Annotated in this window: 27 protein-coding genes; 1 reads left to right on the plus strand and 26 read right to left on the minus strand. The window is 50.1% G+C overall.

Going from position 1 to position 25,486, the window contains the following annotated elements; genetic code table 11:
• Positions 1–76: 76 nt before the first annotated feature.
• The 16 genes from QJ036_RS04195 to QJ036_RS04270 all read right to left on the minus strand — a co-directional run bounded on the left by QJ036_RS04195 (position 77) and on the right by QJ036_RS04270 (position 12,431).
• Positions 77–1,489: an oxaloacetate decarboxylase subunit alpha gene (locus QJ036_RS04195; RefSeq protein WP_283230193.1), complete on the minus strand. Its 1,413-nt coding sequence runs from the start codon at positions 1,487–1,489 to the stop codon at positions 77–79.
• 25 nt (positions 1,490–1,514) lie between these two features.
• Complete coding sequence (locus QJ036_RS04200) at positions 1,515–2,639, minus strand: sodium ion-translocating decarboxylase subunit beta (RefSeq protein WP_283230194.1); 1,125 nt, start codon at positions 2,637–2,639, stop codon at positions 1,515–1,517.
• A gap of 65 nt (positions 2,640–2,704) precedes the next feature.
• Positions 2,705–3,073, minus strand: coding sequence for a biotin/lipoyl-containing protein (locus QJ036_RS04205; RefSeq protein WP_283230195.1), 369 nt, complete (start codon positions 3,071–3,073; stop codon positions 2,705–2,707).
• 25 nt (positions 3,074–3,098) lie between these two features.
• Positions 3,099–3,422, minus strand: a complete 324-nt coding sequence (locus QJ036_RS04210; protein WP_283230196.1) for an OadG family transporter subunit — start codon at positions 3,420–3,422, stop codon at positions 3,099–3,101.
• Between the two features lie 15 nt (positions 3,423–3,437).
• A complete protein-coding gene (locus QJ036_RS04215; protein WP_283230197.1) occupies positions 3,438–4,892 on the minus strand; it encodes an acyl-CoA carboxylase subunit beta in 1,455 nt (484 codons plus the stop codon).
• Positions 4,893–5,114: 222 nt separating this feature from the next.
• The gene (locus QJ036_RS04220; RefSeq protein WP_283230198.1) at positions 5,115–5,255 is read right to left on the minus strand and encodes a hypothetical protein; all 141 of its coding nucleotides are present in this window, start codon (positions 5,253–5,255) and stop codon (positions 5,115–5,117) included.
• Positions 5,256–5,323: 68 nt separating this feature from the next.
• Positions 5,324–5,725, minus strand: a complete 402-nt coding sequence (locus QJ036_RS04225) for a GerW family sporulation protein (RefSeq protein WP_283230199.1) — start codon at positions 5,723–5,725, stop codon at positions 5,324–5,326.
• A gap of 29 nt (positions 5,726–5,754) precedes the next feature.
• Positions 5,755–6,813, minus strand: a complete 1,059-nt coding sequence (locus QJ036_RS04230) for a DUF2953 domain-containing protein (RefSeq protein ID WP_283230200.1) — start codon at positions 6,811–6,813, stop codon at positions 5,755–5,757.
• A 12-nt stretch (positions 6,814–6,825) separates the two neighbouring features.
• A complete protein-coding gene (locus QJ036_RS04235; RefSeq protein WP_283230201.1) occupies positions 6,826–7,191 on the minus strand; it encodes a hypothetical protein in 366 nt (121 codons plus the stop codon).
• Positions 7,192–7,201: 10 nt separating this feature from the next.
• A complete protein-coding gene (locus QJ036_RS04240; RefSeq protein WP_283230202.1) occupies positions 7,202–8,446 on the minus strand; it encodes a competence/damage-inducible protein A in 1,245 nt (414 codons plus the stop codon).
• A 2-nt stretch (positions 8,447–8,448) separates the two neighbouring features.
• Complete coding sequence (gene pgsA / locus QJ036_RS04245) at positions 8,449–8,985, minus strand: CDP-diacylglycerol--glycerol-3-phosphate 3-phosphatidyltransferase (protein WP_283230306.1); 537 nt, start codon at positions 8,983–8,985, stop codon at positions 8,449–8,451.
• Positions 8,969–10,312: a 30S ribosomal protein S12 methylthiotransferase RimO gene (gene rimO / locus QJ036_RS04250; protein ID WP_283230203.1), complete on the minus strand. Its 1,344-nt coding sequence runs from the start codon at positions 10,310–10,312 to the stop codon at positions 8,969–8,971. Before rimO ends, pgsA begins: the two co-directional genes overlap by 17 nt.
• A 57-nt stretch (positions 10,313–10,369) precedes the next feature.
• Complete coding sequence (rpoZ, locus tag QJ036_RS04255; protein ID WP_283230204.1) at positions 10,370–10,627, minus strand: DNA-directed RNA polymerase subunit omega; 258 nt, start codon at positions 10,625–10,627, stop codon at positions 10,370–10,372.
• Between the two features lie 3 nt (positions 10,628–10,630).
• Positions 10,631–11,263 (minus strand): guanylate kinase, encoded by a 633-nt coding sequence (gmk, locus tag QJ036_RS04260; protein WP_283230205.1) that lies wholly within the window; start codon positions 11,261–11,263, stop codon positions 10,631–10,633.
• Positions 11,256–11,537, minus strand: coding sequence for a DUF370 domain-containing protein (locus tag QJ036_RS04265; RefSeq protein ID WP_283230206.1), 282 nt, complete (start codon positions 11,535–11,537; stop codon positions 11,256–11,258). The genes gmk and QJ036_RS04265 overlap by 8 nt, the downstream gene beginning before the upstream one ends.
• Before the next feature lie 15 nt (positions 11,538–11,552).
• On the minus strand, positions 11,553–12,431 hold the full coding sequence (locus QJ036_RS04270; RefSeq protein ID WP_283230207.1) for a YicC/YloC family endoribonuclease: 879 nt from the start codon (positions 12,429–12,431) through the stop codon (positions 11,553–11,555).
• Positions 12,432–12,559: 128 nt separating this feature from the next.
• Between QJ036_RS04270 and QJ036_RS04275 the strand changes: the two genes are divergently transcribed.
• Positions 12,560–14,308 (plus strand): Rqc2 family fibronectin-binding protein, encoded by a 1,749-nt coding sequence (locus tag QJ036_RS04275; RefSeq protein ID WP_283230208.1) that lies wholly within the window; start codon positions 12,560–12,562, stop codon positions 14,306–14,308.
• Between the two features lie 75 nt (positions 14,309–14,383).
• On the opposite strand, the gene hflC is transcribed toward QJ036_RS04275, so the two are convergent.
• The 10 genes from hflC to QJ036_RS04325 form a co-directional block, all read right to left on the minus strand.
• On the minus strand, positions 14,384–15,247 hold the full coding sequence (gene hflC / locus QJ036_RS04280; protein ID WP_283230209.1) for a protease modulator HflC: 864 nt from the start codon (positions 15,245–15,247) through the stop codon (positions 14,384–14,386).
• A gap of 16 nt (positions 15,248–15,263) precedes the next feature.
• Complete coding sequence (gene hflK / locus QJ036_RS04285; RefSeq protein ID WP_283230210.1) at positions 15,264–16,409, minus strand: FtsH protease activity modulator HflK; 1,146 nt, start codon at positions 16,407–16,409, stop codon at positions 15,264–15,266.
• Positions 16,410–16,639: 230 nt separating this feature from the next.
• Positions 16,640–17,866, minus strand: coding sequence for a threonine ammonia-lyase (gene ilvA / locus QJ036_RS04290; RefSeq protein WP_283230211.1), 1,227 nt, complete (start codon positions 17,864–17,866; stop codon positions 16,640–16,642).
• Between the two features lie 29 nt (positions 17,867–17,895).
• Positions 17,896–18,834, minus strand: a complete 939-nt coding sequence (ftsY, locus tag QJ036_RS04295; protein WP_283230212.1) for a signal recognition particle-docking protein FtsY — start codon at positions 18,832–18,834, stop codon at positions 17,896–17,898.
• A gap of 85 nt (positions 18,835–18,919) precedes the next feature.
• Positions 18,920–22,474 (minus strand): chromosome segregation protein SMC, encoded by a 3,555-nt coding sequence (smc, locus tag QJ036_RS04300; RefSeq protein ID WP_283230213.1) that lies wholly within the window; start codon positions 22,472–22,474, stop codon positions 18,920–18,922.
• A 6-nt stretch (positions 22,475–22,480) separates the two neighbouring features.
• A complete protein-coding gene (gene rnc / locus QJ036_RS04305) occupies positions 22,481–23,179 on the minus strand; it encodes a ribonuclease III (protein WP_283230214.1) in 699 nt (232 codons plus the stop codon).
• Positions 23,180–23,280: 101 nt separating this feature from the next.
• Entirely contained in the window at positions 23,281–23,511 is a 231-nt protein-coding gene (gene acpP, locus QJ036_RS04310; protein ID WP_283230215.1) for an acyl carrier protein, read from the minus strand.
• 17 nt (positions 23,512–23,528) lie between these two features.
• The gene (plsX, locus tag QJ036_RS04315) at positions 23,529–24,545 is read right to left on the minus strand and encodes a phosphate acyltransferase PlsX (protein WP_283230216.1); all 1,017 of its coding nucleotides are present in this window, start codon (positions 24,543–24,545) and stop codon (positions 23,529–23,531) included.
• Between the two features lie 153 nt (positions 24,546–24,698).
• A complete protein-coding gene (gene rpmF / locus QJ036_RS04320; protein ID WP_283230217.1) occupies positions 24,699–24,878 on the minus strand; it encodes a 50S ribosomal protein L32 in 180 nt (59 codons plus the stop codon).
• Between the two features lie 41 nt (positions 24,879–24,919).
• Positions 24,920–25,441, minus strand: a complete 522-nt coding sequence (locus tag QJ036_RS04325; protein WP_283230218.1) for a YceD family protein — start codon at positions 25,439–25,441, stop codon at positions 24,920–24,922.
• Between the last annotated feature and the right edge of the window lie 45 nt (positions 25,442–25,486).

Raw genomic sequence — 25,486 nt, forward strand, 5'->3', positions numbered from 1 at the left:
CGTATGAAGCCCTCAATGGTCAGCGGAGTCTGCAAACAGCCTCCCCGCCCCTTGAGGACTTCGCATGGCTCGTTGCTTAGACAGGGTATGCTTTGCTGGCGGTGTCTGCTACAGTGGGGTCCACCTTGGTTTTCTGTGCTTCTCTGTATTTGAAGAAGTCTACAGCAACCTGAGGGAACAGTGCGTAGGACAGCACATCCTCATCCTGCTCCTTCCACTGAGCCATCTCATTCTCATACTGAGCAAGCTTGGGCTCCAGGAGATCTGCAGGACGGCAGGTGATTCTCTTCTCATCGCCGATGCATTTCTTAATAACATCAGGGTTCATGGGCTTAACAGTTTGACCGAACTCTCCGCGAAGGAGCTTTTTGGACTCCTGTGTCACCATCTTGTAACGCTCACCCATCAGTACGTTGAATACTGCCTGAGTACCAACGATCTGGCTGGAAGGAGTAACAAGCGGAGGCTCACCAAAGTCTTTTCTTACTCTCGGAACTTCCTCCAGTACAGCCTGGAACTTATCCTCTGCGCCCTGCTCTTTTAACTGAGACAGCAGATTGGAAAGCATACCGCCGGGTACCTGATACTGAAGTGTCTTGATATTTACGCCCAGCACCTTGGGATTCAGAAGGCCGCTCTTCAGAGCCTCCTCGCGAATCGGTGTGAAGTACTCAGCGATCTCAACCAGCTTGTTCAGATCAAGGCCGGTATCATAAGGAGTATCCTTGAATGCCTGTACCATAACCTCAGTTGCAGGCTGGCTGGTACCAAGAGCCAGAGGAGACATAGCAGTATCGATGATATCGCAGCCTGCCTCTACAGCCTTCATATAAGTCATGGAAGCTACACCGGAGGTGTAGTGGGTATGCAGATCGATCGGCAGAGTAGTTGCAGACTTCAGTGCAGTTACCAGCTCGGTAGCAGCCTTGGGAACAAGGAGACCGGCCATATCCTTGATACACAGGGAATCAGCACCCATATCCTCGATTCTCTTTGCAATATCCATCCAGTAATCCATGGTATAAGCATCGCCCAGAGTATAAGAAAGAGCGATCTGTGCATGGCCGCCCTCTTTCTTGGTCGCCTTCACTGCACATTCCAGATTGCGGATATCATTTAAGCAGTCAAAAATACGAATGATATCAATACCGTTTGCGATGGATTTCTGTACAAAATACTCAACCACATCATCGGGATAATGATTGTAGCCCAGAATGTTCTGTCCGCGGAACAGCATCTGAAGCTTGGTGTTCTTGAAGCCTGCACGAAGCTTTCTCAGTCTCTCCCAGGGATCTTCCTTCAGGAATCGAAGGCAGGAATCGAAGGTGGCTCCGCCCCAGCACTCTACGGCATGATAACCAACCTGATCCATCTTCTCCACGATGGGCAGCATCTGCTCCGTGGTCATTCTTGTTGCGATCAGGCTCTGATGAGCGTCACGCAGTATTGTCTCGGTAATTTTTACCGGTTTTTTTGCAACTTCTGACATGTTAGTTCCTCCTGTCCTCTCTAAATTATCTCACGCCGTATACGGCCATGAAGGTACCGGCCGCTACAGCCGTACCGATAACACCTGCTACATTGGGGCCCATGGCATGCATAAGCAGGAAGTTGGTGGGGTCTGCCTCTGCGCCAACCTTCTGAGATACACGGGCAGCCATCGGAACTGCAGATACACCGGCAGAACCGATAAGCGGATTGATCTTGCCGCCGGAAAGCTTGCTCATTATCTTACCAAACAGTACGCCGACTGCGGTACCGAAGGCGAAGGCTACAAGACCAAGGACAACGATCTTGATGGTAGCCACATTCAGGAATGCCTCTGCACTGGTGGTCGCACCAACGGAGGTACCAAGAAGAATAACTACGATATACATCATTGCATTGGATGCAGTTTCAGTCAGCTGTCTAACCACACCGGACTCCTTGAACAGGTTGCCGAGCATCAGCATACCAACCAGAGGTGCTGTGGAAGGCAGGATCATACATACAACGATGGTTACGATAACAGGGAACAGGATCTTCTCCAGCTTGGATACGGGACGAAGCTGCTCCATCTTGATCTTGCGCTCTTTTTCTGTGGTCAGAGCCTTCATGATAGGCGGCTGAATGATCGGAACAAGAGACATATAGGAATATGCAGCAACGGCAATAGGTCCGAGGATCTGCTGCTGACCCAGCTTGTTAGCCAGGAAAATGGAGGTCGGGCCGTCAGCACCGCCGATGATGGCGATAGCTGCAGATTCCTTGCCATTGAAGCCCAGAAGCATGGCACCGATATAAGCTGCATAAATACCGAACTGTGCGGCAGCACCGAGCAGGAAGCTCTTGGGGTTGGCAATCAGCGGACCGAAGTCTGTCTGAGCACCTACACCCATGAAGATCAGGCAGGGCAGGATAGCCCATTCATCCAGCTTGAAGAAGTACCAGAGCACACCGCCCTCTTCCATGATCGGCGGATAAATGTTTACAAGCAGCATACCAAAGGCGATCGGAGTCAGCAGAAGCGGCTCAAAGCCCTTGGCGATTGCCAGATAGAGGAACACGCAGGCAACTACGATCATCAGATAGTTTCCCCAGGTGAGGCTGAAGAACGCAGTCTGCTCAAGCAGGTTCCCCAATGTTTCTAAAATATTCATTGCACTACCTCCCATTTCGCATTGTGAGTGAATTCAGTTTCCGATATAAACAATGGAAATGAGTTTTAGTTCAGAGTTGCAAGAACCTCGCCGGCAGCGATATCCTGACCTACAGTCACATCAATGCTTGCAACGGTTCCATCCTCAGGAGCAACAACAGGGATTTCCATCTTCATGGCTTCGATGATGACAACTGCATCGCCTGCCTTTACAGCCTGGCCAACGGAAGCCTCAATCTTGAATACCTTGCCTGCTGCACCGGCCTTAACCTGGATGCTGCCTGCACCTGCTGCGGGAGCTGCCTTTGCGGGAGCTACCTTGGGTGCTGCCTTAGGAGCGGCCTTGGGAGCCTGTGCAGGTGCACTGCCTGCACCAGCTTCCTCTACGGTTACGTCATATGCTACGCCATTTACTGTAATTGTATAATTTTTCATTCTGATTTCCTCCTGAATTCTCTGTTTACCAATTTCTGTTCTTCGCTCTCTTAATGGAACGCACTACAAAACCATCTGTGGAAGTACCCATAGCTGCTGCCACTGCTGCAGTGATCACCGCAACCAGCTCCAGATCATCAGTCTCTTCCTCAACGACCGGTGCTGCCGGTGCAGGAGCCGGAGCTGCTGCCTCAGGTGCCTCCTTTTTCTTTCCTATTCCTTCAATCGCACGGACTACCTTGCTCATCAGTACAATTACCACGATAATGATAATCAGTACCACGAAAACCATGCCCATACCGAGGAGGGTGTTGGAAAGAGCATCCAAGAAAATATTACTTAAGCTCATATGCTCACCTCATTATTAAACTGTGCCGTGCTTCTTTGCCGGACGCTCTTCTCTCTTGGTGAAAAGCATCTCAAAGGCTCCGATCACATATTTTCTGGTATCCTGTGCATCGATAATGTTATCCACATAGCCTCTTCTTGCAGCGGACAGTGCGCTGGACTGAAGCTCTGCGTATTCCTTTGCCTTTTCATTTACCAGAACCGCACCGTTCTCAGCCTTCTCGATCTCATCAGCATAGATGATCTTCACAGCGCTCTTGGCATCCATCATACCAATGGAAGCATTCGGCCATGCAAATACCACATCGGCACCGATGGATTTGCTGTTCATGGCAACGTAAGCGCTTCCGAAGGCGGAACCTACGATCACGTTTACCTTGGGTACTGTAGCATTTGCAAATGCATAGGTCATCTCGGCCACTGCCTTTGCAATCTTTCTCTCCTGATGCATATTTGCCTTGTAGCCCTTGACATTGGTAAGGGTCAGTACAGGAATATTGAAGGCATCGCAGAACTCTACAAACTCGGCAGCCTTTCTGCAGCCGGCGCTGGTCAGAACGCCGTCAAAGGTCTCTGTCACATTGCCTTCCTCATCGCATACCTCGGAACGGTTTGCAACTGCACCGACTGTATTTCCGTTTAGACGGATAAAGCCGGTCACCATCTCCTTCGCGTATGCTCTCTTTGTCTCAAAGAAGAAATTATCATCTGAAATCATGGACAGGGCGATGGAGGTATCTCCTGCGCAGTTTTCAAGTCCGTCACATACACGGTTCAGATCGTCTGTACACTCGTCAAAGGACATATCATCCTCATTGTTTGCAGGTAAAACAGAAATCAGAGTTCTGATCTCCTCAAAAATTTCAGCCTCGGAAGCTGCCACATCCACAGAACCGATGGTCTCGCTCTGATATGCTGCAGATGCCGTATCGCATTTGGAAACAATATTTCCATCCAGTGCGTTGGGAGCATTGACAAACAGCTTTGCGTTATCCTTCTCCATAAAGGTGAAGTCCGTCAGTGCGGGAACAACACCCATGCCGCCGCCGCAGGTACCGAATACAGCTGTGATCTGCGGAATCACACCGGAAGCATCCGTCTGATTCTTATAAAGCTCACCGAAAGCCTGAAGAGCATCGGTACCCTCCTGAAGTCTCAGACCGGCACAGTCAACCAGACCGATCACGGGAGCGCCCATCTTCATGGCAAGGGCATACACATTGGAAATTTTCTTTGCGTGCATCTCACCCATGGAGCCGCCAAGTACGGAAGCATCCTGGCTGTATACATACACCAGATTACCGTCAATTGTGCCGTATCCGGTGATAACGCCATCTGCCGGAGTTTCTTTTTCCGCCAGATTGAAATCAGTGCTTCGTGCGGTTACATAGCTGCCGATTTCCACAAAGCTCTGAGCGTCAAGTAAGCCAGCGATTCTCTCGCTTGCTTTTCCTGTAGATAAATTACTCATTTTGCAGTCCTCCATTTTCATTTATAAAAAGTAAAACCATTTTCTGCCGATTTTAATTATAGCGTATAGACAATAATTTATCAAGGTTTATTTAAGAGTTTTGACATATTTCGTTAAGATTTTTTATAATCATCCAAAGTCTCTTATTTCTGCTTTTTTCCGTCAAAAAAGAGGCCCCTCGGGCCTCTCTTCCTTCCAATGTCAAAATCTGCCAGCCATAAGCTAACATCCGCAAAACAGATAATAACCTCCTGCGATGGAGGCCGCCATCAGGCAGACGGCAAAAAAGCCGTTCGGCAGCATAAGCTGTAACAGCATGCCGATTCCCAGACAGAACAGGCATAATCCAATGAGCCGCTTCACATTTTCCTCCCGCAAAGATCCTTCTGCTGTTATTCTATGCAGCGCTTCTTAAGAGGATTCCGGATTTTCTATTCCTTCGTCACCGAATCAAATACGTCCTCCGGAATGTCCGGCTCCTTCTCTTTCTTTCCCGACTTGGTAAACTTGCTGATGACATCCGGCACTATATCAAGGATCTTGGAAACGCTGTCCTGCCCCTTCACGCTGATCAGCTTGGAATGACCGTCCTGAATAACCAAAACTGCGCTGGGCGTGATCTTTCCGGTCATACCGCCGCCGCTGTTATTCTTCCCTTCACCGCCGAAGGCTCCGGCGCCCATGCCGAAGGAAACATCCACCAGCGGAAGAATAATGGTTCCGTCCAGATGAATGGCATCTCCCACTACAGTTTTCGTTGTGATAAAACCATCCATTCCCTTGAACAGGTTCTCCACAGTGTTTTCAAATGTATTTTTTTCTTTTTCTGCCATATGCTTTCCTCCTTGCATCCGGCCGGGGGTCATGCCCGGCTTATACTTTCCTTAAGCTCTCTTCCTCGTCTGAGCATTGCCCTGAATTTTTTATCAAACCAGATTCTCAACAATATTATGAGCAGAGAAAAAACTCTTATTCTGCCTTTGAAATAAAGATCTCCCTTCAGATACAGCCTGTTTTCGAAAACCGGCGTCACCTGCAGCCGCTCCTTTATGACCGGATACAGGATTCCCAGAACTGCCAGCGCCTGTCCGGTGGCGGCAGGATCCTCCAGCCCAAAGATTATGTTCCCCGAGAGCTTCCGGGGCAGAATGTGAAGAATAAGCTTCTTTCCTTCCCCTGCCACACGTCGGAATACCTCCCGGTTCTCCTCCGCTTTCAGAAACGCCCGGATCTCTCCGGCCGAATCAGCCATTTTCCTTATTTTACCACAGATTTTTTCAAAGGTACAGCGGAGGTTTCCCGTAAATCCCAGAACCGCGCTCTTTATTTTCATAAAAAGTGCTTTAATTTTCCCGATAACATCCCTGAGCTTCTCAAAAAGTCTACGAAGAGCTCCCTTCTTTGTCTGTTCGTTACCGGAATCCAGAGACTGGGCCGTCAGCATATCTCCCTCTGTTTCCGGTTCTTTCGAAGACAGCTCCGGTACAGACGATTTTATTTCCGGCGGCATCTCCGCCGACGTAACATCCGCCGCAATTTTTTCATCATGCTGTTCTTCAGGCTTCACGGAAGCTTCCAGTAAATCTTCCGCCTTCTGTTTCCCTGCTTTTTTCCGCTTTTTCTTTTCCTTCTTAGTTCCTCCGCTTCGGAGGAAGGGAATACCGAAAAGACGGGCACGCATCTTAAGTCCTTCTTTTCCTGCCCGAATACTGACGCAGACGATCCGAAGGAGCCAGGAGACCCGGGCCTTCACCAGGAAATCCGGCGACGATTCCTCCTCCTTCTCATAGCTTCCGTTACCTTTCAGCTCATAGCGCAGCGGAACAAACAGCACCAACAGAAAAATGGCAAGCAAAAGCCCCAGGATCACAAGCAGTATGATCCCGATGATCTTCAAAATGCTCCATATAATAGAAAGCATCGCATCACATCCTTACCATTCTCTGTATAACTTTTCTGAAGCAGGCTCCGGTTCCGGAAGGAAGTCGTCTCCCAGATAGGCAGCCACATCCGTTTTTCCGGTGGCCCCATAGACCTCCGTGATAATTTTCCCTGCCAGCTCCATGGCCTCCTCCTTTGTCCATGCAGCTCCAACCACATAAAGAGGAAGCCGTTTGTAATGCTCCTGCATAAGCACCGACTGAGGAAGAATATCCAGGAGATTCGCCTTATTGGATGGCAGCACAAGAAGATGCAGCCTCGAATGAAGGCCGCCCTGCAGCTTTTTCCATATGTTCTTCTGCATTCCGGCCTTCTCGCCCAGATACAGACTCCGATACCACCTGATATTATTCTTCATAGTTTACTTCTCATTTATACTGCTCGATAATGCACCTTCGCAAAAGATCCAGAGCCTGAACGACTGCCTGTTCCCTGATCTTCATGCGGTTTCCGGTAAAATGAAATTCCTTCACAAATACCTTATCGTCAATGTAGCAGGAAATGTAGGTGAGGCCCCTGGGCTCCTCCGGCGAATCCTCCGGACCGGCGAAACCGGTGACTGCCACACAGATGTCCGAATCGGCGGCAAAAATTCCTCCCTTGGCCATCTCCTTGGCCGTCTGCTCGCTGACTGCCCCGTATTTTTTCAGAGTCGCCTTGCTCACATCCAAAAACTTCCTCTTTGCCTTGTTGGAATAGGTAATAAAGCCTTCCTTAAAGCATTCGGAGGCACCGGCCACATTGACGATCCGGCCGGCCAGCAGGCCGCCTGTCATGGATTCCGCCGTTGTCACCGTCAGTCCGTACTTTCTCAGAAGACGGACAACCACATCCTCCAGGCTTTCCTCCTCATCTGTCGTGTAGATATTGATGCCAAACCGGTTCTTCAACTCCTTTACCACCGGCTTCACGAGCTTCTTTCCCTGCTCCTCGCTTTCCGCCTTGGCCGTCACGCGAAGATGGACCTCTCCGGTTTTCGCATACGTGGCAATAGTCGGATTGGTCTGGGAATTGATCAGATCCAGGATCATGGTCTCCGCCCGGCTCTCACCGATCCCGCACACCTTCACCATCTGGGAATAGATCGTCTCCGGCTGGAGGCTCCGAAGATAAGGAGCCACCTGCTCCTCAAAAAGAGGCTTCAGCTCGTTGGGCGGTCCCGGCAGAAGGATCGCCGTCTTTCCGTCCTTTTCCAGAATCAGTCCCGGTGCAGTTCCGTTGCTGTTATCAAGGACCTTTGCCCCCACAGGGACCACTGCCTGCTTCCAGTTATTCTCTGTGATATTCTTACGTCCCGAAATCTTGAAGTAACCAGCGATCCGCTCTTTTGTATGGGGATCCTCTGCCAGTTCGAATCCCATGACCTTCGCACAGACCTCTTTCGTCATATCGTCCTCCGTAGGTCCGAGGCCGCCGGTAAGGATCACAATATCGGAACGGTCGAGGGCACGGCAGATGGCATCCGTCATCCTCGTCTCATTATCGCCCACTACCGTATGATGGTATACAGAAAGCCCCAGATTCGCACATTTCTGTGACAGATACTGTGCGTTGGTGTTGGCAATATTACCCAGCAGAAGCTCTGTTCCGACTGCCAGAATTTCAACATCCATACTTATACCTCTCCTTCTTTCAGAACACGGATATTCTGTCGGATATATTCCTCCAGAGAAATCACGGTAAGCGCCAACGCCAGATAAGTAAAGATATTTTTCAGCACGCAGAGAGCTTCCAGATCCAGAATAATCAGAATGATCATGATCATCTGGGAAACGGTTTTAAGCTTTCCCCACATATTAGCAGCAATGACCACACCGTTATCGGAGGCCACCAGACGAAATCCGCTGATAATAAATTCCCTGGCCATAATGATGATCACGATCCAGGCTGCCAGCTCTCCCTTTCCCACAAAACAGATCAGGGCCGAACAGACAAGAAGCTTATCAGCCAGCGGATCCATGAATTTTCCGAAATTGGTCACCAGATGATATTTTCTGGCAATAAAGCCATCCAGAAAATCCGTGAAGCTGGCCGCGCAGAACAAAACCAGTGCAGCTATCCTTCCCGGGTATCCGAAATCCACCAGCATAAAGAACACAAAGAACGGTATCATCAGCACACGAAGTATTGTCAGCTTATTGGGCAGATTCATTTTCATCACACAGCTCTCCTATCAAATCATATTCTAATGCGCCTGTCACCCTCACACGGACAAACATTCCGCTCATAAGCTCCAGATCCGTATTAACAAAAATGTAACCGTCAACACCGGGTGCATCCATGTAGGTACGTCCCACATAGGCATTCTCATCAACTACCCGTCCTTCAATGAAAACCTCCAGTTCCCTTCCGACCATGTCCTCTCCGTGCTCCAGGGAAATATCCTGCTGAAGCTCCATGACCTGGCTGCGGCGCTCTGCCTTGATCTCTTCCGGGACCTGATCCTCCATGACGGCTGCCGGAGTATCCTCCTCCCTGGAATAGGGGAATACCCCCAGACGCTCAAATTCCATCTCATCGACAAAATCCAGAAGCTCCTCCAGATCCTCCTCCGTCTCTCCGGGGAAGCCTGTGATCATGGTGGTACGGATGGCAATATCCGGGATCTCCTCCCGAAGGCGCCGGATACGACCAGTGATCTCCTCCCGGTTCGTACGCCGCCCCATCCGCCTTAATATCCGGTCGCTGGCATGCTGGATGGGAATATCCATATAATGGCAGACCTTTTCTTCCGTTTTGATCGTTTCGATCAGTTCGTCGGTGATCTCCTCCGGATAACAATAAAGCATCCGGATCCAGTGGATCCCCGGAATTTCAGCAAGCTCCTTAAGGAGCGCCGGAAGCCGTTTTTCCCCGTAAAGATCCATCCCGTAAAGGGTAGTCTCCTGTGCCACCAGGATCAGTTCCCGGACGCCGCCCTCCGCAAGCTCCCTCGCCTCCTTGACAAGCTCCTCCATGGGAACGCTCCGGTATTTGCCCCGGACACTGGGAATTACGCAGTAGGTACAGTGCTTGTCACAGCCCTCCGCGATCTTCAGATATGCATAATGACCTCCTGTGGTGACGATCCGTCCGCCGTCTCTGGCCTTCAGAAGATCAATGTTTTCAAATTCCTGTCCTTTTTTTCCTTTCAGAGTCTCCTCCACCACCTCCACGATCTTATCGCAGGAGGCGGTTCCCAGAATTCCATCCACTTCGGGGATCTCCTTCAGGACCTCATCCTTATACCTCTGAGCCAGACAGCCGGAAACAATGAGTACTTTACATTTTCCGGTCTCCTTCTGAGCCGCCATCTCAAGGATCGTATTGATGCTTTCCTCCTTGGCGTCACCGATAAAGCAGCAGGTATTGACTACAATGACTTCCGCTTCGGTCTCATCATCGGTAAACTCATAACCGGCCCTGGAAAGAAGCCCCAGCATCACCTCAGAATCCACCAGGTTTTTGTCACAGCCCAGGGATACAAACAATATTTTCATATGGTATTCATTCCTTTTCAAGCAGACAAGGCAGGCGTACTGCGCCTGCCTGTATGATCATTCCTCAATTTCATCCTCAGGGATATCGTCTTCGCCCACGACCTTGACCTTTCCCTGATGAAGCTCTTCAACAGCGGTGGACAGCGGTTTATGGGACGGTGAATCCACAAGGGATTCCTCACCGGCAATGAGCTGTCTCGCCCGTTTCGCCGCAGCGATAACGATGGAATAACGGCTCTGAATGATCGGCTGTTCGCCGGGCTCCACTTCACTGTTAACAACATTGATCAAATCTGAATAAGAGGGGTGTAACATATATCATTCTCCTTCCACAAAGCTTGCTAAGTCTCTTCTGATATGATCGATAAGCTCCTGATTAACGGCTGCCCTGCGGTGTTCACACTCCATGATCTGATGAAGCTCTGTCACACAGGTTTCCAAATCGTCGTTGACCAGAAGATAATCATACTCTTCCATGCCCCGGGATTCCTCCACGGCCCGTTTGAGCCGTTCGGCAATGACCTCCTCAGTCTCCGTGCCGCGTCCTGTCAGCCGGTCCTTCAGGACCCTGGCGCTGGGCGGAACCACAAAAACAAGGATCGCCTCCGGGTACTTCTTTTTGATCTGGAGAGCGCCCTGGATCTCGATCTCCAGGATCATGTCCTTTCCTTCTTCCAGGCGTCCCATTACATAATCTCTGGGCGTACCGTAATGGTGTCCCACATAGCCGGCTCCCTCCAGAAGCCCGCCGTCTGCCTCCAAAGCAGCAAACTCTTCCTCGGTAATAAAGAAATACTCCCTTCCGTTTACTTCTCCCTCTCTTGGTTTTCTGGTCGTAACCGAAACGGAAAGAGCATAATTATCGTATTTCTCCATGAGACGTCTGACCACAGTTCCTTTTCCCACGCCGGAAAATCCGGAAATCACGAGGATCAGTCCCTTTTTACTCATCGTCTCCCTCCTTGTCCGAAGTCCGTTCCGGACTTCCTGATTCATTGAATCTGCCGGCAATGGTCTCCGGCAGCAGTGCCGAAAGCACCACATATCCATTGTCCATGACAATGAGCCCCTTGGTTTTTCTGCCCTGGGTGGCGTCCACACTGCGTCCTTCGTCTCTGGCAGACTGAATGAGACGCTTTCCGGGTGCCGAATCGGGACTCACCACCGCCAGCACCTTGTCCGTATGAACCACATTGCCATATCCGATATTAATCAGTTTTCCCACTGTACTCACCGTTTTCTACTCAATATTCTGAATCTGCTCTCTGACCTTTTCGATTTCCGTCTTGAGTTCAATGGCCGTACCGGAAATTTCCAGATCGTTGGCCTTGGAAAGGATCGTATTTGCCTCCCGGTTCATTTCCTGGGCAATAAAATCCAGCTTTCTTCCGACGGCACCGCCCTTTAAGAGCGCATCCTTCATGGTCCTTATGTGGCTTGTGAGACGCACCGTCTCCTCATCCACACAGATCTTGTCGGCGAAAAGAGTCACTTCAGCGGCGATCCGGTTCTCATCGATGCCGCTTCCCTCGAGAAGCTCCTTCACCTTGTCCTCCACCTTTGCCCGATATTCCTTCAGGATCTGAGGAGAACGAAGCTCGATGGCTGCAACCCAGTCCAGCATGGCATCCAGCTTGCCAACGAGATCCCGGCAAAGATGCTCCCCTTCCTTTGTTCTCTGAGCCACAAACTTTTCCAGCGCGCCTGTCAGTGCTTCTTTAAGAAGGCTCCACAGCTCCTCCTCATCCTCTTCGTTCTGTCCGGTGACAATCACCTCCGGATAACGAGAAAGGGCAGAAACCTTCACATCATTCTCAATGGAGAACTGCTCGCTCATTCTGGCAAAAATATCCATATACTCTCTGGCAAGCGCCTCGTTATAATTGAGGCTCACCGCCTTATCGGAAAAGGTCTCACAGGTGACATAAATGTCAACCTTTCCTCTCTGAATGCCGCTTTTCAGCAGATTTCTGATATCCGCCTCAAAGGCATTGAATTTCTTCGGCATCTTGATTCCCAGATCCAGATACCGGTGGTTCACCGATTTCATTTCCACGGATATTTTATAATCCTCATTGGAAACCTCACACCTGCCGAAGCCTGTCATGCTCTTAACCATTTTCTTTTTTTCCTTCCACGTAATCTAACTTATTATAATTCATTCAAAGTTACAAGTCAATGATTATGCCAATTTTCTGTGGCAGACAATCCTCACTTATGTTAGAATAGAGCCGGAGGTAATGAAAAATGGCACTTGACGGAATTGTTATTGCCTGTATGGCAAAAGAAATGAAAGAGCGCATTGAGGGCGGGCGCATCGCAAAGATCGCACAGCCGGAAGCCGATGCCCTGATGCTCACCATAAAAAACCAGAAAGACACGTCCAGACTTTTTCTCTCGGCGGGAGCCAGCCTGCCTCTTGTTTATTTTACGGAGCAGAACAAGGCAAATCCCATGACCGCCCCTAATTTCTGTATGCTTCTCAGAAAGCACATCGGCGGCGGCCGGATCCTTTCCGTAACACAGCCGGGCCTGGAACGGATTCTTGTACTGGAGATCGAGCATCTGGACGAAATGGGTGATCTGTGCAGGAAAAAGCTGATCGCCGAATTTATGGGCAAGCACAGCAATCTGATCTTCTGCGATGATCAGAACACCATCATCGACAGCATCAAGCACATCCCTCTGTCCGTAAGCTCCGTCCGGGAGGTGCTTCCCGGACGCCCTTATTTTATCCCTGATACGATGCAGAAGCAGGATCCGCTGACGGTCACAGAAGAAAATTTCTGCAGGATCCTTTCCGAAAAGCCCATGCCCCTGGGAAAAGCGCTTTATTCCAGCTTTACCGGCCTTTCTCCCGTCATGGCGGAGGAGATCTGTTATACTGCCTCTCTGGACAGCACGGTTTCAGCAGGGGACCTTGGAAAACTGGAACAGCTGCATCTGTTCGGAACCTTCCGACGGCTTATGGATGATGTGAAAAGCGGAAGCTTTATCCCCTGCATTGCATATGACAGATCAGTTCCCGTGGAATTCTCCGCTCTTCCCCTCTCCCATCTGTCAGCCTATGAACAGAAGCGCTTTGATTCCATGAGTCAGGTTCTGGAAGGGTATTATGCTTCCCGGGAAGCAGTCACCAGAATCCGCCAGAAATCTGCTGAGCTTCGCCACACCGTGCAGACTGCTCTGGAACGGAACAGAAAAAAATATGATCTGCAGCAAAGGCAGCTTAAGGACACAGAAAAGCGGGACAAATTCCGCGTCTACGGCGAACTGATCAATACCTACGGCTATGGTCTGGAGCCCGGTGCAAAAGAGCTTACTGCTCTCAATTATTATACCGGTGAAACTGTAAAGATCCCTCTGGACGACACCATGACACCCCAGGAAAACGCCAAAAAATACTTTGACCGCTACGGAAAGCTGAAGCGCACCTTTGAGGCCCTTACGGAACTCACAAAAGAAACCAGGGAGGAGATCGAATATCTGGATTCGGTCATGACTGCCCTCGACATTGCAGTCTCGGAGGAGGACCTGACCCAGATCAAGGAGGAACTGCGGGAATCCGGCTTTGTAAAAAAGCGCGGTCCCAAGGACAAACGAGCAAAGATCACCAGTACTCCCTTCCACTACCTTTCCTCTGACGGCTATCATATATATGTAGGCAAAAATAATCTGCAGAATGAAGAACTGACCTTCCGGTTTGCCTCAGGAAATGACCTTTGGTTCCATGCCAAAGGGATCCCCGGCTCCCATGTCATTGTGAAGAGCGAGGGTAAGAGCAAGGAAGAGCTTCCCGACCGGCTTTTTGAGGAAGCCGCCGCTCTGGCCGCCTACTATTCAAAAGGCAGAGGCAATGACAAGGTGGAAATCGACTATGTGGAAAAAAAGCAGGTAAAAAAAGTGAACGGTGCCAAGCCCGGCTTTGTCATCTATCACACCAATTATTCCATGGTTGCTGCACCGTGCCTTTCGGGAATGACCGAGCTCAGGTAAACACAGACGTATTCCGAATATAAAATCCCTCCTGACATCCTGACAGGAGGGATCCTTTCATTTAAACAGTTGGTTTTACTGTCCCATAAAGATTTCCGCTATAGGTGAATCCTTGGGCAGGATCAGCGTATTGTTCCCGCCGGTCAGAGAAGCTTTGGCAGCTTCCAGGGAGCGAGTAAAGGAATAAAACTCTGCCTTGCCTGCATCGGAGTATGCCTCCGCCAGAATCCGCATGTATTCGGCCTCGCCCTCAGCGATAATGCCGGCTGCCTGAGCCTTGGCATCGGAAAGCATGATCTCCACTTCCTTGTCTGTGGTATTTCGAATCTTCTGAGCCTCAGAATCGCCCTCCGCCTTATAGGTGGCGGCGATCTTTCCGCGCTCGGAGATCATTCGCTCATAAACAGCTTCCTTATTGTCCTCGGGCAGATCCAGCTGTTTGATATCAACGGTTTTCAGCTCGATACCGTAGGATCCCATGGCAGCTCCCACACCTTCCATAATGGCAGCCTGAAGCTCACCGTCCCGGGCCGCAATCACATCATTCTGAGTCATATTGCTGATAATATTCTTAGTGGCGTTGTAAACTGCCGCATCGATTCTCTGCTCTGCACTCGTCTGAGAAGAATTCAGGGTCTTTGCATACTTCAGAGGATCTGATACCCGCCACAGCACAAAGCTGTCGGCAATCATGGTCTTTTTGTCCATGGTGATCACATCCGATTCCGGAAGGTCATAGAGGAGTATCTGTCCCGGAAGCGCATCCACAGTCTCCATGAAAGGGATCTTGAAGGTGATGCCCGGATTGTCAATGATTCTGTCCACCTTACCGAACCGGCGGATCAGGCTGTATTCATTTTCCTTAGTAATGACGACTGAGGAGGCAAGAAGCACCACCGCCAGAATCGACAGAAAAATACCGATAATTTTTTTCTTCATGATCGTTCCTCCCCTTCTAGTTTCCGCTGGTTCCGGCTGAAGCTCCGGATGTACTGTTTCCGGCTGCGCCGCTTCCCGATGCACTGTCCGTTCCCGAACCGTTTCCTGCTGCAGAAGCTGCCGCACCTGCCGCCTGATCGGAAAGCTGATCCATCAGCATGGTGCTGGTGCTGTCTGTACCGTCAATGATGACCTTCAGATTGGGAAGCACCGCCTCCATGGTTTCATAAAACATTCTCTGCTTTGTCACCAGAGGGTTCTTTATGTATTCCTCATACTGGGCATTGAACATGGCCACATCGGCATACGCTTCGTTGATACGCTTTGTCTTTGAGGACTCTGCCTCCTGAAGGATCTGATCCACATCAGCCTCCGCCTTGGGAAGCTTCTCATTTCTGTATTTGTTGGCGTTGTTGATTGCTGTTTCCTTCCCCTGCTTGGCCGTCTCCACATCCTTAAAGGCTTCCAGCACCTCCATGGTGGGCGGCGTGGAATCCTGAATAGTGATATTCACAAGCTGAAGTCCGATGTCCTGTTCCTCCAGCTGGGAAAGCAGCATTTCTCTGATATTGGACTGGATCTCATTTTTTCCGGTGGTGAGAACGCTGTCCACATCGTAATTGCTGACCACCGTACGGATACAGCTCTGCGCCAGATTCCGTAAAATGTCCTCCGGCTGCCTGGACGCAAACACAGCCTTCACCGGATCGGATACCCGGTATTCCACGTAGAAATCAATGCCTACAAAATTAAAATCCGAAGTGATCATAATCGCTTCATTGGGTACCGTCTGCCCTTCACTGTCATAACCTACCTTGAAGCCCTGAATGGTGGTATCCACCTTCTTTACCTGCTGCACAAAAGGAATCTTGAAATGAAGTCCCGATTCCTTGACTGCCTTCGGCACGCCGAAGGTAGTGACAACGGCTTGCTCCTGCTCGCCGATGGTATAGGTGGCATTCATGGCGAGAATGGCGATCACTGCAACGAGAATCACAATCCCGACCACTCTGCCGCCGTTTTTCAAAACCTTTTTCCCTCCGCCGGATTTTTTCGCTTTCTTCGGCTTGTCCTTCTCCGGTTCCGGATCCGGATCCACTACTTTCGGACCGCTTCCTCCGCCGGCAAGATTTTTCATGATGTCATAAAAAATATTCCCCATTTTCTTCCTCCTTTGATTTTAAAAAAAGACTTTTACCGCAGCCTTCCGGCTGCAATAAAAGTCTTGCTATAAAACTATCTGCGGGTTACAAACCGTCATGACGCAGGATAGAACATCATCCGATGTTAGCTACTCCCTTCTATTTATGGAACTCAGTATACTCCACCGGAGCGATATTGTCAAGAAAAAAACAATTTCATTTTTATGAATAAATTGTTACACTGCAATCATCAGGCTCCCTGGTAAATTCCCTTCTGCTTGACGACCTTGGGACGATAGCCGCTCTCCTCCAGCGCCTTTACGATCTCATTTTTGTGATCGGTTCCAAAGGCCTCCATGGTGATCCGAAGCTCCACTGCATCGTTTCTGTTGATGCTGACAAACTGGTTATGCTCCAGCTTGATGACATTGCCCTGCATCTTTGCAATGATCGTGGAAACATTGACCAGCGCACCCGGCTTGTCCGGAAGGAGCACCGATACGGTAAAGATCCTGTCTCTCTGGATGAGGCCGTGCTGTACTACGGAGGACATGGTGATCACGTCCATGTTTCCGCCGCTGATGATGGACACCACCTTTTTATTTTTCACATCGAGATGCTTGAGGGCAGCCACAGTCAAAAGGCCGGAATTTTCCGCCACCATCTTGTGATTCTCCACCAGATCCAGAAAAGCCACGATCAGCTCCGTATCCTCCACGGTGATGATCTCATCCACATTTGCCTGAATATAGGGAAGAAGAAGATCTCCCGGTGTCTTGACCGCCGTACCGTCTGCAATGGTATTGACCCTGGGAAGAGTCACCACATGGCCCTGACGGACGGACTCCTGCATGCAGTTGGCCCCCGCCGGCTCCACACCGATGACCTTGATGTTGGGATTCAGAAGCTTTGCCAGAGTGGAAACACCGGTACAAAGCCCGCCTCCGCCGATGGGACAGAGAATATAGTCTACAGTGGGAAGCTCCTTGACGATCTCCATGGCGATGGTTCCCTGTCCGGTAGCCACCGTCAGATCATTGAAGGGATGAATAAAGGTATATCCGTGCTCCTCGGCCAGCTTGTAAGCATATTCACAGGCTTCGTCATAGACATCACCGTAAAGCACCACCTCAGCACCGTAGCTCTTTGTCCTGTTTACCTTCATGAGCGGCGTTGTCGTAGGCATGACCACAACTGCCTTTGCGCCGAATTTCTTCGCTGCATAGGCAACTCCCTGGGCATGGTTTCCGGCAGAAGCAGTGATCAGTCCTTTTGCCCGCTCCTCCTCGGAAAGGGTGCTGATCTTGTAATATGCGCCGCGAACCTTGTAGGCTCCTGTATACTGCATGTTTTCCGGCTTCAGATAAACCTTATTGCCGGTCTGGTCGCTGAAATATTCACTGTATACCAGCTTTGTCTCCGATGTCACTTTGCTGACGGCCTCAGCCGCCTCCTCAAATTTCTCCAGTGTCAGCATTTTTTCTCCCTCGCTTTATGATTTCCCGATTACTGCTGTTCCGCTGTCTGGAACAGGGCATTTACAAATTCCTCCGGGTTAAATTTCTGCATATCATCCATCTGCTCACCGACCCCGATGTACTTCACCGGGATGCCGAGCTCCGCCTGAATGGCTACAGCGATACCACCCTTGGCTGTGCCGTCCAGCTTCGTCAGAATAATGCCTGTAATATCAGCCACCTCACGGAACTGTCTTGCCTGCTCAAGGGCATTCTGCCCGGTAGTCCCATCCAGAACTACCAGAGTCTCCTTATAGGCCTCCGGATACTCCTTATCGATGATCCTGTGGATCTTCCGAAGCTCTTCCATCAGGTTTTTCTTATTGTGAAGCCGCCCCGCTGTGTCGCAGAGAAGCACATCCGTATTTCTTGCCTTGGCAGCCGAAACCGCATCAAAGACCACCGCTGCCGGATCGGATCCCTCCTGTTGGGCAATGATATCCACTCCTGCCCGGTTGGCCCACTCGGTCAGCTGTTCAATGGCGGCTGCACGGAAGGTATCCGCCGCTGCTAAAAGCACCTTATTCCCCTTGTCCTTAAGCTGGCCGGCCAGCTTTCCCACAGAGGTGGTCTTTCCCACACCATTGACACCGATGACCAGCACGACCGATTTCCGGTTTTCAAATTCATAGGCATTTGGCCCAAGATCCATCTGTTTTTTAATGGTATCGATGAGAAGCGCCTTGCATTCGGAAGGTTCCTTGATCTTTTGCTCCTTCACCTTCGCCTTCAGATCCTCGATGATGGCCTCTGTCGTGTGAATGCCGATGTCACCCATGATCAGAGTCTCCTCGATTTCCTCATAGAAATCATCATCAATGGCGGAAAACCCGTTGAAAATGGAATCAATCCCGGCAACGATGTTGTCCCTGGTCTTGCTTAAGCCCGCCACAAGTCGGCCAAAAAATCCTTTTTTCTCCTGGCTCATACACACGCCTCCTTAATATATTAATGTACACCTGCTGTCGCTATTCTGTCAAATAACTATAAACTAGGTCTGTCATAAGTTCCGGTTATGCCGTCTGTTCCGTCAGATCCACGGACACCAGGGTGGATACGCCCTTTTCCTGCATGGTGATTCCGTAGAGACGATCCGCCACCAGCATGGTCCCCCTTCTGTGAGTAATGACAATAAACTGGGTATTCTTTTTCAGCTTCTCCAGATAAGCCGCATAGCGGCCCACGTTGCTGTCGTCCAGAGCTGCCTCGATCTCATCCAGCAGACAGAAGGGAGACGGTTTCAGATTCTGGATGGCAAAAAGAACACTGATGGCTGTCAGAGCCTTTTCTCCACCGGAAAGCTGCATCATATTCTGGAGCTTTTTGCCCGGCGGCTGAGCGATGATCTGGATTCCTGCCTCCAGAATATCCTCTCCGTCCACCAGCTCCAGCGTACCCTGTCCTCCTCCGAAAAGCTCCTTGAATACCCGGTCAAATTCTGTCCTGATATCACGGAATTTTTCTTCAAACTGCCGCCGCATGCCTGCGTCCAGCTCCTCTATGATCCTGATCAGGCTCTCCTCCGCCTTCTTCAGATCGTCGTGCTGCCCTTTCATGAAGAAGTATCGCTCAGAAACCTCTTTATAATCCTCAATGGCATTGACATTCACGGCACCCAGCGCCTTCACTGCCTGCCTTAAGGCTGTCACCTGCTTTCGGATTGCCGATGCGCTCAGTTCCTCCTCAAATATCATTTCCGCCACCGCTGACGGCGTCAGCTCGTATTCTTCCCACAGATACCGGATCTGCTGTTCAATGAGCTCCTCACATTTTTCCTTCTGGCTTTCCAGGCGGTAATTCTCCTTATCCAGCCGGGCCAGCTCACCGGACATGGCCTCCTGCTTTTCAAACAGGCCCCTTTGTTTTTTGACACAGTCTTCACGGCTGGCCGTATCTTCTTTGATAAGATCCTGAAGCCTTGCAGCCTCCTGCGTCGTTTCTGTTATTTTTTGCCGGATGGAAAGGATCTCCGTCTTTTTCTTCCCGGATGCCTGCCGGCACTGCCTCATGCCGTCCCTGAGAGAGGCAGCTTCTCCCTCCAGTCTCTCCATTTCCCCGGAAATACGTAGAATGTTTTCCAAAATGAAGCTGTCCTTCTGAGACAAAGAAGAAAATTCCAGCTGGACGGAGCGAAGCTCCTCCCTCCGTTTCTCCCGTTTTTCCCGTTCCCGTATGGCCTTTGTCTCAAGCTTCTTTATTTCCTTTTCATATTCCTTATTTCTGATTTCCAGATCCTTTGACTCTGCCTTTAAAGCTGCCTTCCCGTCCTCAATTTCCTTTAACTGGTCAGAAAGCTGCTTTCCTTCCGCTGTGATCCCCTCGTATCCGGCCGCGATCTCCTCCGCCTTTTCCCGGGCTGCGGTGTGCCCTGTCTCCAAAGAGGAAAGTGCTACTCTGGCAGCCTGGGAAGATTCTCTGTTCTTTTCCAGGCTGCCTTTCAGCTCCTTTAACTTCTTTTCAATGGCAGATACCCGGGCCTGCACCTGATCATACTGAGCCAGAGTTTTGTTCATGGCCTGTTCCAGCTCCTCAAGCTCCCTTTTCCGGCCAAGAAGGTTGCTGCTGTTCCGGAAAGCACCTCCGGTCATGGAACCGCCGGCTGCCAGAAGCTCTCCCTCCAGCGTGACGATCCGCAGAGAATACTGGTATTTCCTTGCAATGACAATGGCATGATCGATATTGTCCACCACGAGGATCCTTCCGAGCAGGTATTCCGCCAGATTATCATAGCCTCCTTTGACCTTCACAAGGGTATGAGCAAGGCCGATAATACCCGGCTCATGAAGTGCCTCCTTCTTCTGGAAACCGCCTCTTGCCGTAATGCTGGAAAGGGGAAGGAAGGTAGCCCGTCCGAATTTATTTTTTTTCAGATAGGCGATGAGATTTTTTGCCGTTGCCTCCGAGTCGGTCACGATATTCTGTATGGAACCGCCGAGAGCCGTCTCAATGGCTGTTTCATATTCCTTCGGCGTCTCCAGAAGGTCTGCCACGACGCCGATAATGCCCGGTGTGGAGGCCTTCACCTCCATGACCTTTTTAATGCTGTTGCCATAGCCGTCGTAGCGCTCCGCCAGATTTCTCAAAGACTCCAGCCTTGTCCGCAGAGTATGATATTCCTGCTGCTTCTGATTTAAATTCTTGTTTTCCCGGTAGGAATCCTCCTCTGCCTTTTTCCAGGCTTCCGTCGTCTCTGCGTACGCCTTGGAAAGGGAGGCCAGCTCCTCCTTCTTTGCTTTGATCTCCTGTTCGATCTGAAGAACGATCTGCGCCTGTGCCTCCTCCTCGCTTTTGATTCGAAGAAGTCTGTTCTGCAGCTCACTTTTCCTCACCTGGTTCTGTTCCAGCAGCGTCTCAAACCGCTGATTCCTGGCTCCCAGAGAGGCCTTGTCATTCATGGCATTCAGGACGCTGTTCTTTTTACTTTCGAGCTCAAAATCCAGGGCACGGATCCGCTCTTCATCCTCCGCAAGCTTTTCCTGAAGCTCACTCTGTCTGTCATCCAGTTCATCCAGACTCTCGTTGATCTCACCCTTCTGCCCGGTAAATTCGCTCTTCTGAGCCTTTTTCTCTGTGAGCTCCTCCTCAATGGCCGCCATACGGTTCTTCAAATGCTCCTCATCGACCTCATCGGTGTGGATCTGTTCCTCCAGAACTTTGATCTGTCCTTCCATGGACTCTGCTGACAGGTGGCTCTCACTTAAAAGACTTCTGTTCTCCTCAAGCCTTGTATCCAGTCCGGAAATCTGCTCCGTCAGTTCATCGTAGTTTGCCTTAAGGGCCGCAGCCTCCTGCCGCTTTTCCTCCAGCCCGGCAGATACGGTCTCTATATTTTCCGCGATTTCCGAAAGCTTCTGTTTCTGCGCTGCATTTTCCAGCCGGAAGCTCTGCATATCAAGACTCTTTAACTGCTCCTTAAGCTTCAGATATTCCCTGGCCTTCTTTGACTGCTCCTCGAGAGGCCCCACCTGCTTTTCCAGCTCGGAAAGAATATCTGTGACACGCACCAGGTTCTGCTGCTCATTTTCCAGCTTCTTCTGAGCGATATTCTTTCGTTTCTTGAATTTGACGATTCCGGCAGCCTCATCAAACAGCTCCCGCCGGTCCTCCGGCTTTCCGCTTAAGATCTTATCGATCTGTCCCTGACCGATGATCGAATACCCTTCCTTTCCGATACCGGTATCGTAAAAGAGCTCGTTGATATCCCGGAGCCGGCAGGCCGTTCCGTTCAGCAGATATTCACTCTCACCGGATCGGTAAACCCGCCTGGAAACCGTGACCTCATCGTACTCAATGGGCAGGGAATGATCGGAATTATCCAGGGTAATGGCCACATAAGCATAGCCCTGGGGCTTTCTGTTCTGGGTTCCCGCAAAAATGACATCCTGCATGCTGGCGCCTCTTAACTGCCTGGCACTCTGCTCTCCCAAAACCCAGCGGACCGCATCGGCCACATTGCTCTTTCCGCTGCCGTTGGGACCCACGATCCCGGTGATGCCGTCATTAAATTCAAAGAGTATCTTATTGGCAAATGATTTAAAGCCCTGTACCTCTATACTTTTTAAAAACATAAATTTTTATTCCTTTTCCTGCAGCATTAAAATGGTTTTATACGCAGCCATCTGCTCCGCAGCCTTTTTCGTCCGTCCCTGTCCCAGTCCTGCCGGCTTTTCTCCGATCCATGCCCGGACATGGAAGGTTTTCGCATGATCCGGTCCTTCCTCTCCCACAAGCTCATAGGTCAGACTTCCCTCCATGCGGCTTTGAATCATTTCCTGAAGAATAGTCTTGCTATCATAAAAGAGCTTTTTATGCTCCAGATCATTCATGACAAACCGAAACACAAACTCTTTTGCATTAGCAAAACCACCGTCTAAATAAATGGCCCCGATGAGTGCCTCCAGGGCATCAGAAAGGATAGAATCCCGTTCTCTTCCGCCTTCCGCGTCCTCACCCTTTCCCAGGAAGAGATATTCTCCCAGTCCCAGTTCTCTCGCACAGTGTGCAAGAGTCGGCTCACACACGATGCTTGCCCGGAATTTTGTCAGTTCCCCCTCCGGCCGCTCCGGATATTCCCGATAAAGGAAATCACTGCTGGAAAGCTCCAATACTGCGTCTCCCAAAAACTCCAGACGTTCGTTGTTGTCAGAACGGCTCATTCGATGTTCATTGGTATAGGAGCTGTGAATCATGGCATGAAAAAGAAGGGACTTGTCCTTAAAGACATAGCCGGCCCGCTTTTCCAGCTTCGAAAGCTTTTCATATTCCTGTTTCATAACCGTTTTCCTTCCAAGATAGTGCCCCGCAGCACAGCAAAGCCCCGCCCGAATCCGGCAGGGCTTTCATTTTATTCCCGATTTTTATCAAAACGCCAGCCTTAATTACGGGCATTTTTGATCTGCTCAACAGCATCGCCCACGGTAACGATCTGCTCTGCAGCTTCAGTGGGGATCTCAATATCAAACTCCTCTTCGATTCCCATAATGATCTGGAAAATATCGAGAGAATCCGCTCCCAGATCATCCACAAAGGTGGTGTCCATGGTAATCTCATCCTCGTCAACGTTCATTACCTCTGCAATAATCCCCTGTAATTTTTCAAATTCCATAACTGTCACCCTTTCTGTTATTTTTCAGGCTTTTCTGCAAAAAGCGCTTTGATTTTTTCATTGATCTTCTGCTCCTTGAAGGTCACGCACTGGAAAATGGTATTTTTTACCTCCTTGGAGCTTGCATTTCCATGAGTCTTCACCACAAGGCCATTGAGTCCCAGCATGGGCGCACCTCCATATTCGGTGGCGTCAAAGGTCTTTAAGGTTTCCTTGAGGGCCGGCTTCACAAGAAGCGCTCCCATCTTGGAACGGAAGGTGGACATCATCCCTCCCTTGATCTTGCTGATCAGTGCAGAGCCCAGTCCCTCATAGAGCTTCAGGATCACATTTCCGGTAAAGCCCTCAGCCACGATCACATCAGCACCGCCGTGAGGAATCTCTCTTGCTTCAATACTGCCGGTGAAATTGATATCCTCACATTCCTTCAGCAGAGGAAAGGTCTCCTTCACAAGGGCGTTGCCCTTTTCCTCCTCCACCCCCACATTGACAATGGCGACTCTCGGTTTCTTAATGCCTATGACATGCTCCATATAAATAGAACCCATTTTTGCAAACTGTACCAGATGGCTGGCACGGGCATCCACATTGGCACCGCTGTCCACCAAAAGAGCCACACCGTTCACTGTAGGGATCAGTGTCGCAAGAGGAGGTCTCTCCACGCCGTGGATCCTGCCCACGACCAGCTGGCCTCCCACCAGGATCGCTCCGGTACTGCCTGCAGAGATAAAGGCATCTGCCTCACCGTTTTTCACCAGTTTCTGTCCCACCACGATGGAAGAATCCTTCTTCCGCCGGATGGCCATAACAGGCGCTTCCTCTGTGGTAATCACCTCCGATGCATTTACCACTTCAATTCTGTCCAGTGGATATGTGTACTTGGAAAGCTCGCCCTTCACTGCTTCCTCTTTTCCAACCAGGAATACCTTGATGTTTTCCTTCGCGTTCACCGCTTCCACCGCGCCCTTGACCACCTCACCCGGGGCATTGTCCCCGCCCATGGCATCCAGTGCGACTCTCACTGTTTCCTGCATCCTGCTTCCTCCATCTCTAATCTAAGAATTAATATACACAATATCAATCTATAAATCAATGACTTTTCTATTTTTTTAAAGCAGATTCGTAAAATGAAAAAACTGCAGTTTTCTTTTTACGGAAAACTGCAGTCTCCTAATTTCCTGCTATTCTCAGTCAACGCTTACGATCTCTTTCTTGTTGTAGCATCCGCAAGCCTTGCAAACTCTGTGAGGCATGGTCAGCGCGCCGCACTTGCTGCACTTTACTAAATTGACCTCGCCCATTTTCCAGTTTGCTCTGTGGCTGTCTCTTCTAGCTTTGGAATGTTTATTCTTGGGACAGATAGACATGGTTACACACCTCCTTAACCAATGATTTTCTTTTTCAAATTCTACTGATTCGCGTTTCTGAAGATATCACGGATAACCGCCATCCTGGGGTCAAGCTCCGTGACATCGCAGCCGCAAACCCCATGATTGAGATTTGCACCACATCTATTACAGATTCCCCTGCAGTCTTCACTGCACAGAACTTTCATAGGCAAATGCACGAACAGCTCGTCGCGGACCAACGTATCCACATCCAGGGTATACCCTTCGATATACGCCTGTTCCTCCGACTCCTCCGTATCCGCCTTCTCCTCATTGAAATCTGCCATCCGGCTGACCGTATAGGAAAAAGGGACTGTCACCTCCTCCAGGCACCTGTCGCAGGGCATCTGAAGGGAAAAGGCTGCCTCCGCCTCGATCAGAAGCTTTTTGTCTCCCGTATTTGTGACGCGGACCTTCACCGGTTTTTTATCGACAACCGGATAAGCGCTCACACCATTGTCAAACACGTCAAATTCAAGCTCTGCTTCATAAGCTTTGGTCTCCTGTTCATGGGCCAGGGAGTCCGATAAATGAATGTGCATAGTATTCTCCTAATACACACCTGTACTATTATACACAGGTGATTT

This window comes from Fusibacillus kribbianus, from assembly GCF_030053595.1.
Classification (GTDB): Bacteria; Bacillota; Clostridia; order Lachnospirales; family Lachnospiraceae; genus Lientehia; species Lientehia kribbiana.

Excerpts from the sequence above, each read along its gene's own strand:
- QJ036_RS04195 (WP_283230193.1), bottom strand. The coding sequence starts at position 1,489 with ATGTCAGAAGTTGCAAAAAAACCGGTAAAAATTACCGAGACAATACTG.
- QJ036_RS04200 (WP_283230194.1), bottom strand. The coding sequence starts at position 2,639 with ATGAATATTTTAGAAACATTGGGGAACCTGCTTGAGCAGACTGCGTTC.
- QJ036_RS04205 (WP_283230195.1), bottom strand. The coding sequence starts at position 3,073 with ATGAAAAATTATACAATTACAGTAAATGGCGTAGCATATGACGTAACC.
- QJ036_RS04210 (WP_283230196.1), bottom strand. The coding sequence starts at position 3,422 with ATGAGCTTAAGTAATATTTTCTTGGATGCTCTTTCCAACACCCTCCTC.
- QJ036_RS04215 (WP_283230197.1), bottom strand. The coding sequence starts at position 4,892 with ATGAGTAATTTATCTACAGGAAAAGCAAGCGAGAGAATCGCTGGCTTA.
- QJ036_RS04225 (WP_283230199.1), bottom strand. The coding sequence starts at position 5,725 with ATGGCAGAAAAAGAAAAAAATACATTTGAAAACACTGTGGAGAACCTG.
- QJ036_RS04230 (WP_283230200.1), bottom strand. The coding sequence starts at position 6,813 with ATGCTTTCTATTATATGGAGCATTTTGAAGATCATCGGGATCATACTG.
- QJ036_RS04235 (WP_283230201.1), bottom strand. The coding sequence starts at position 7,191 with ATGAAGAATAATATCAGGTGGTATCGGAGTCTGTATCTGGGCGAGAAG.
- QJ036_RS04240 (WP_283230202.1), bottom strand. The coding sequence starts at position 8,446 with ATGGATGTTGAAATTCTGGCAGTCGGAACAGAGCTTCTGCTGGGTAAT.
- pgsA (WP_283230306.1), bottom strand. The coding sequence starts at position 8,985 with ATGAATCTGCCCAATAAGCTGACAATACTTCGTGTGCTGATGATACCG.
- rimO (WP_283230203.1), bottom strand. The coding sequence starts at position 10,312 with ATGAAAATATTGTTTGTATCCCTGGGCTGTGACAAAAACCTGGTGGAT.
- rpoZ (WP_283230204.1), bottom strand. The coding sequence starts at position 10,627 with ATGTTACACCCCTCTTATTCAGATTTGATCAATGTTGTTAACAGTGAA.
- gmk (WP_283230205.1), bottom strand. The coding sequence starts at position 11,263 with ATGAGTAAAAAGGGACTGATCCTCGTGATTTCCGGATTTTCCGGCGTG.
- QJ036_RS04270 (WP_283230207.1), bottom strand. The coding sequence starts at position 12,431 with ATGGTTAAGAGCATGACAGGCTTCGGCAGGTGTGAGGTTTCCAATGAG.
- QJ036_RS04275 (WP_283230208.1), top strand. The coding sequence starts at position 12,560 with ATGGCACTTGACGGAATTGTTATTGCCTGTATGGCAAAAGAAATGAAA.
- hflC (WP_283230209.1), bottom strand. The coding sequence starts at position 15,247 with ATGAAGAAAAAAATTATCGGTATTTTTCTGTCGATTCTGGCGGTGGTG.
- hflK (WP_283230210.1), bottom strand. The coding sequence starts at position 16,409 with ATGGGGAATATTTTTTATGACATCATGAAAAATCTTGCCGGCGGAGGA.
- ilvA (WP_283230211.1), bottom strand. The coding sequence starts at position 17,866 with ATGCTGACACTGGAGAAATTTGAGGAGGCGGCTGAGGCCGTCAGCAAA.
- ftsY (WP_283230212.1), bottom strand. The coding sequence starts at position 18,834 with ATGAGCCAGGAGAAAAAAGGATTTTTTGGCCGACTTGTGGCGGGCTTA.
- smc (WP_283230213.1), bottom strand. The coding sequence starts at position 22,474 with ATGTTTTTAAAAAGTATAGAGGTACAGGGCTTTAAATCATTTGCCAAT.
- rnc (WP_283230214.1), bottom strand. The coding sequence starts at position 23,179 with ATGAAACAGGAATATGAAAAGCTTTCGAAGCTGGAAAAGCGGGCCGGC.
- acpP (WP_283230215.1), bottom strand. The coding sequence starts at position 23,511 with ATGGAATTTGAAAAATTACAGGGGATTATTGCAGAGGTAATGAACGTT.
- plsX (WP_283230216.1), bottom strand. The coding sequence starts at position 24,545 with ATGCAGGAAACAGTGAGAGTCGCACTGGATGCCATGGGCGGGGACAAT.
- rpmF (WP_283230217.1), bottom strand. The coding sequence starts at position 24,878 with ATGTCTATCTGTCCCAAGAATAAACATTCCAAAGCTAGAAGAGACAGC.
- QJ036_RS04325 (WP_283230218.1), bottom strand. The coding sequence starts at position 25,441 with ATGCACATTCATTTATCGGACTCCCTGGCCCATGAACAGGAGACCAAA.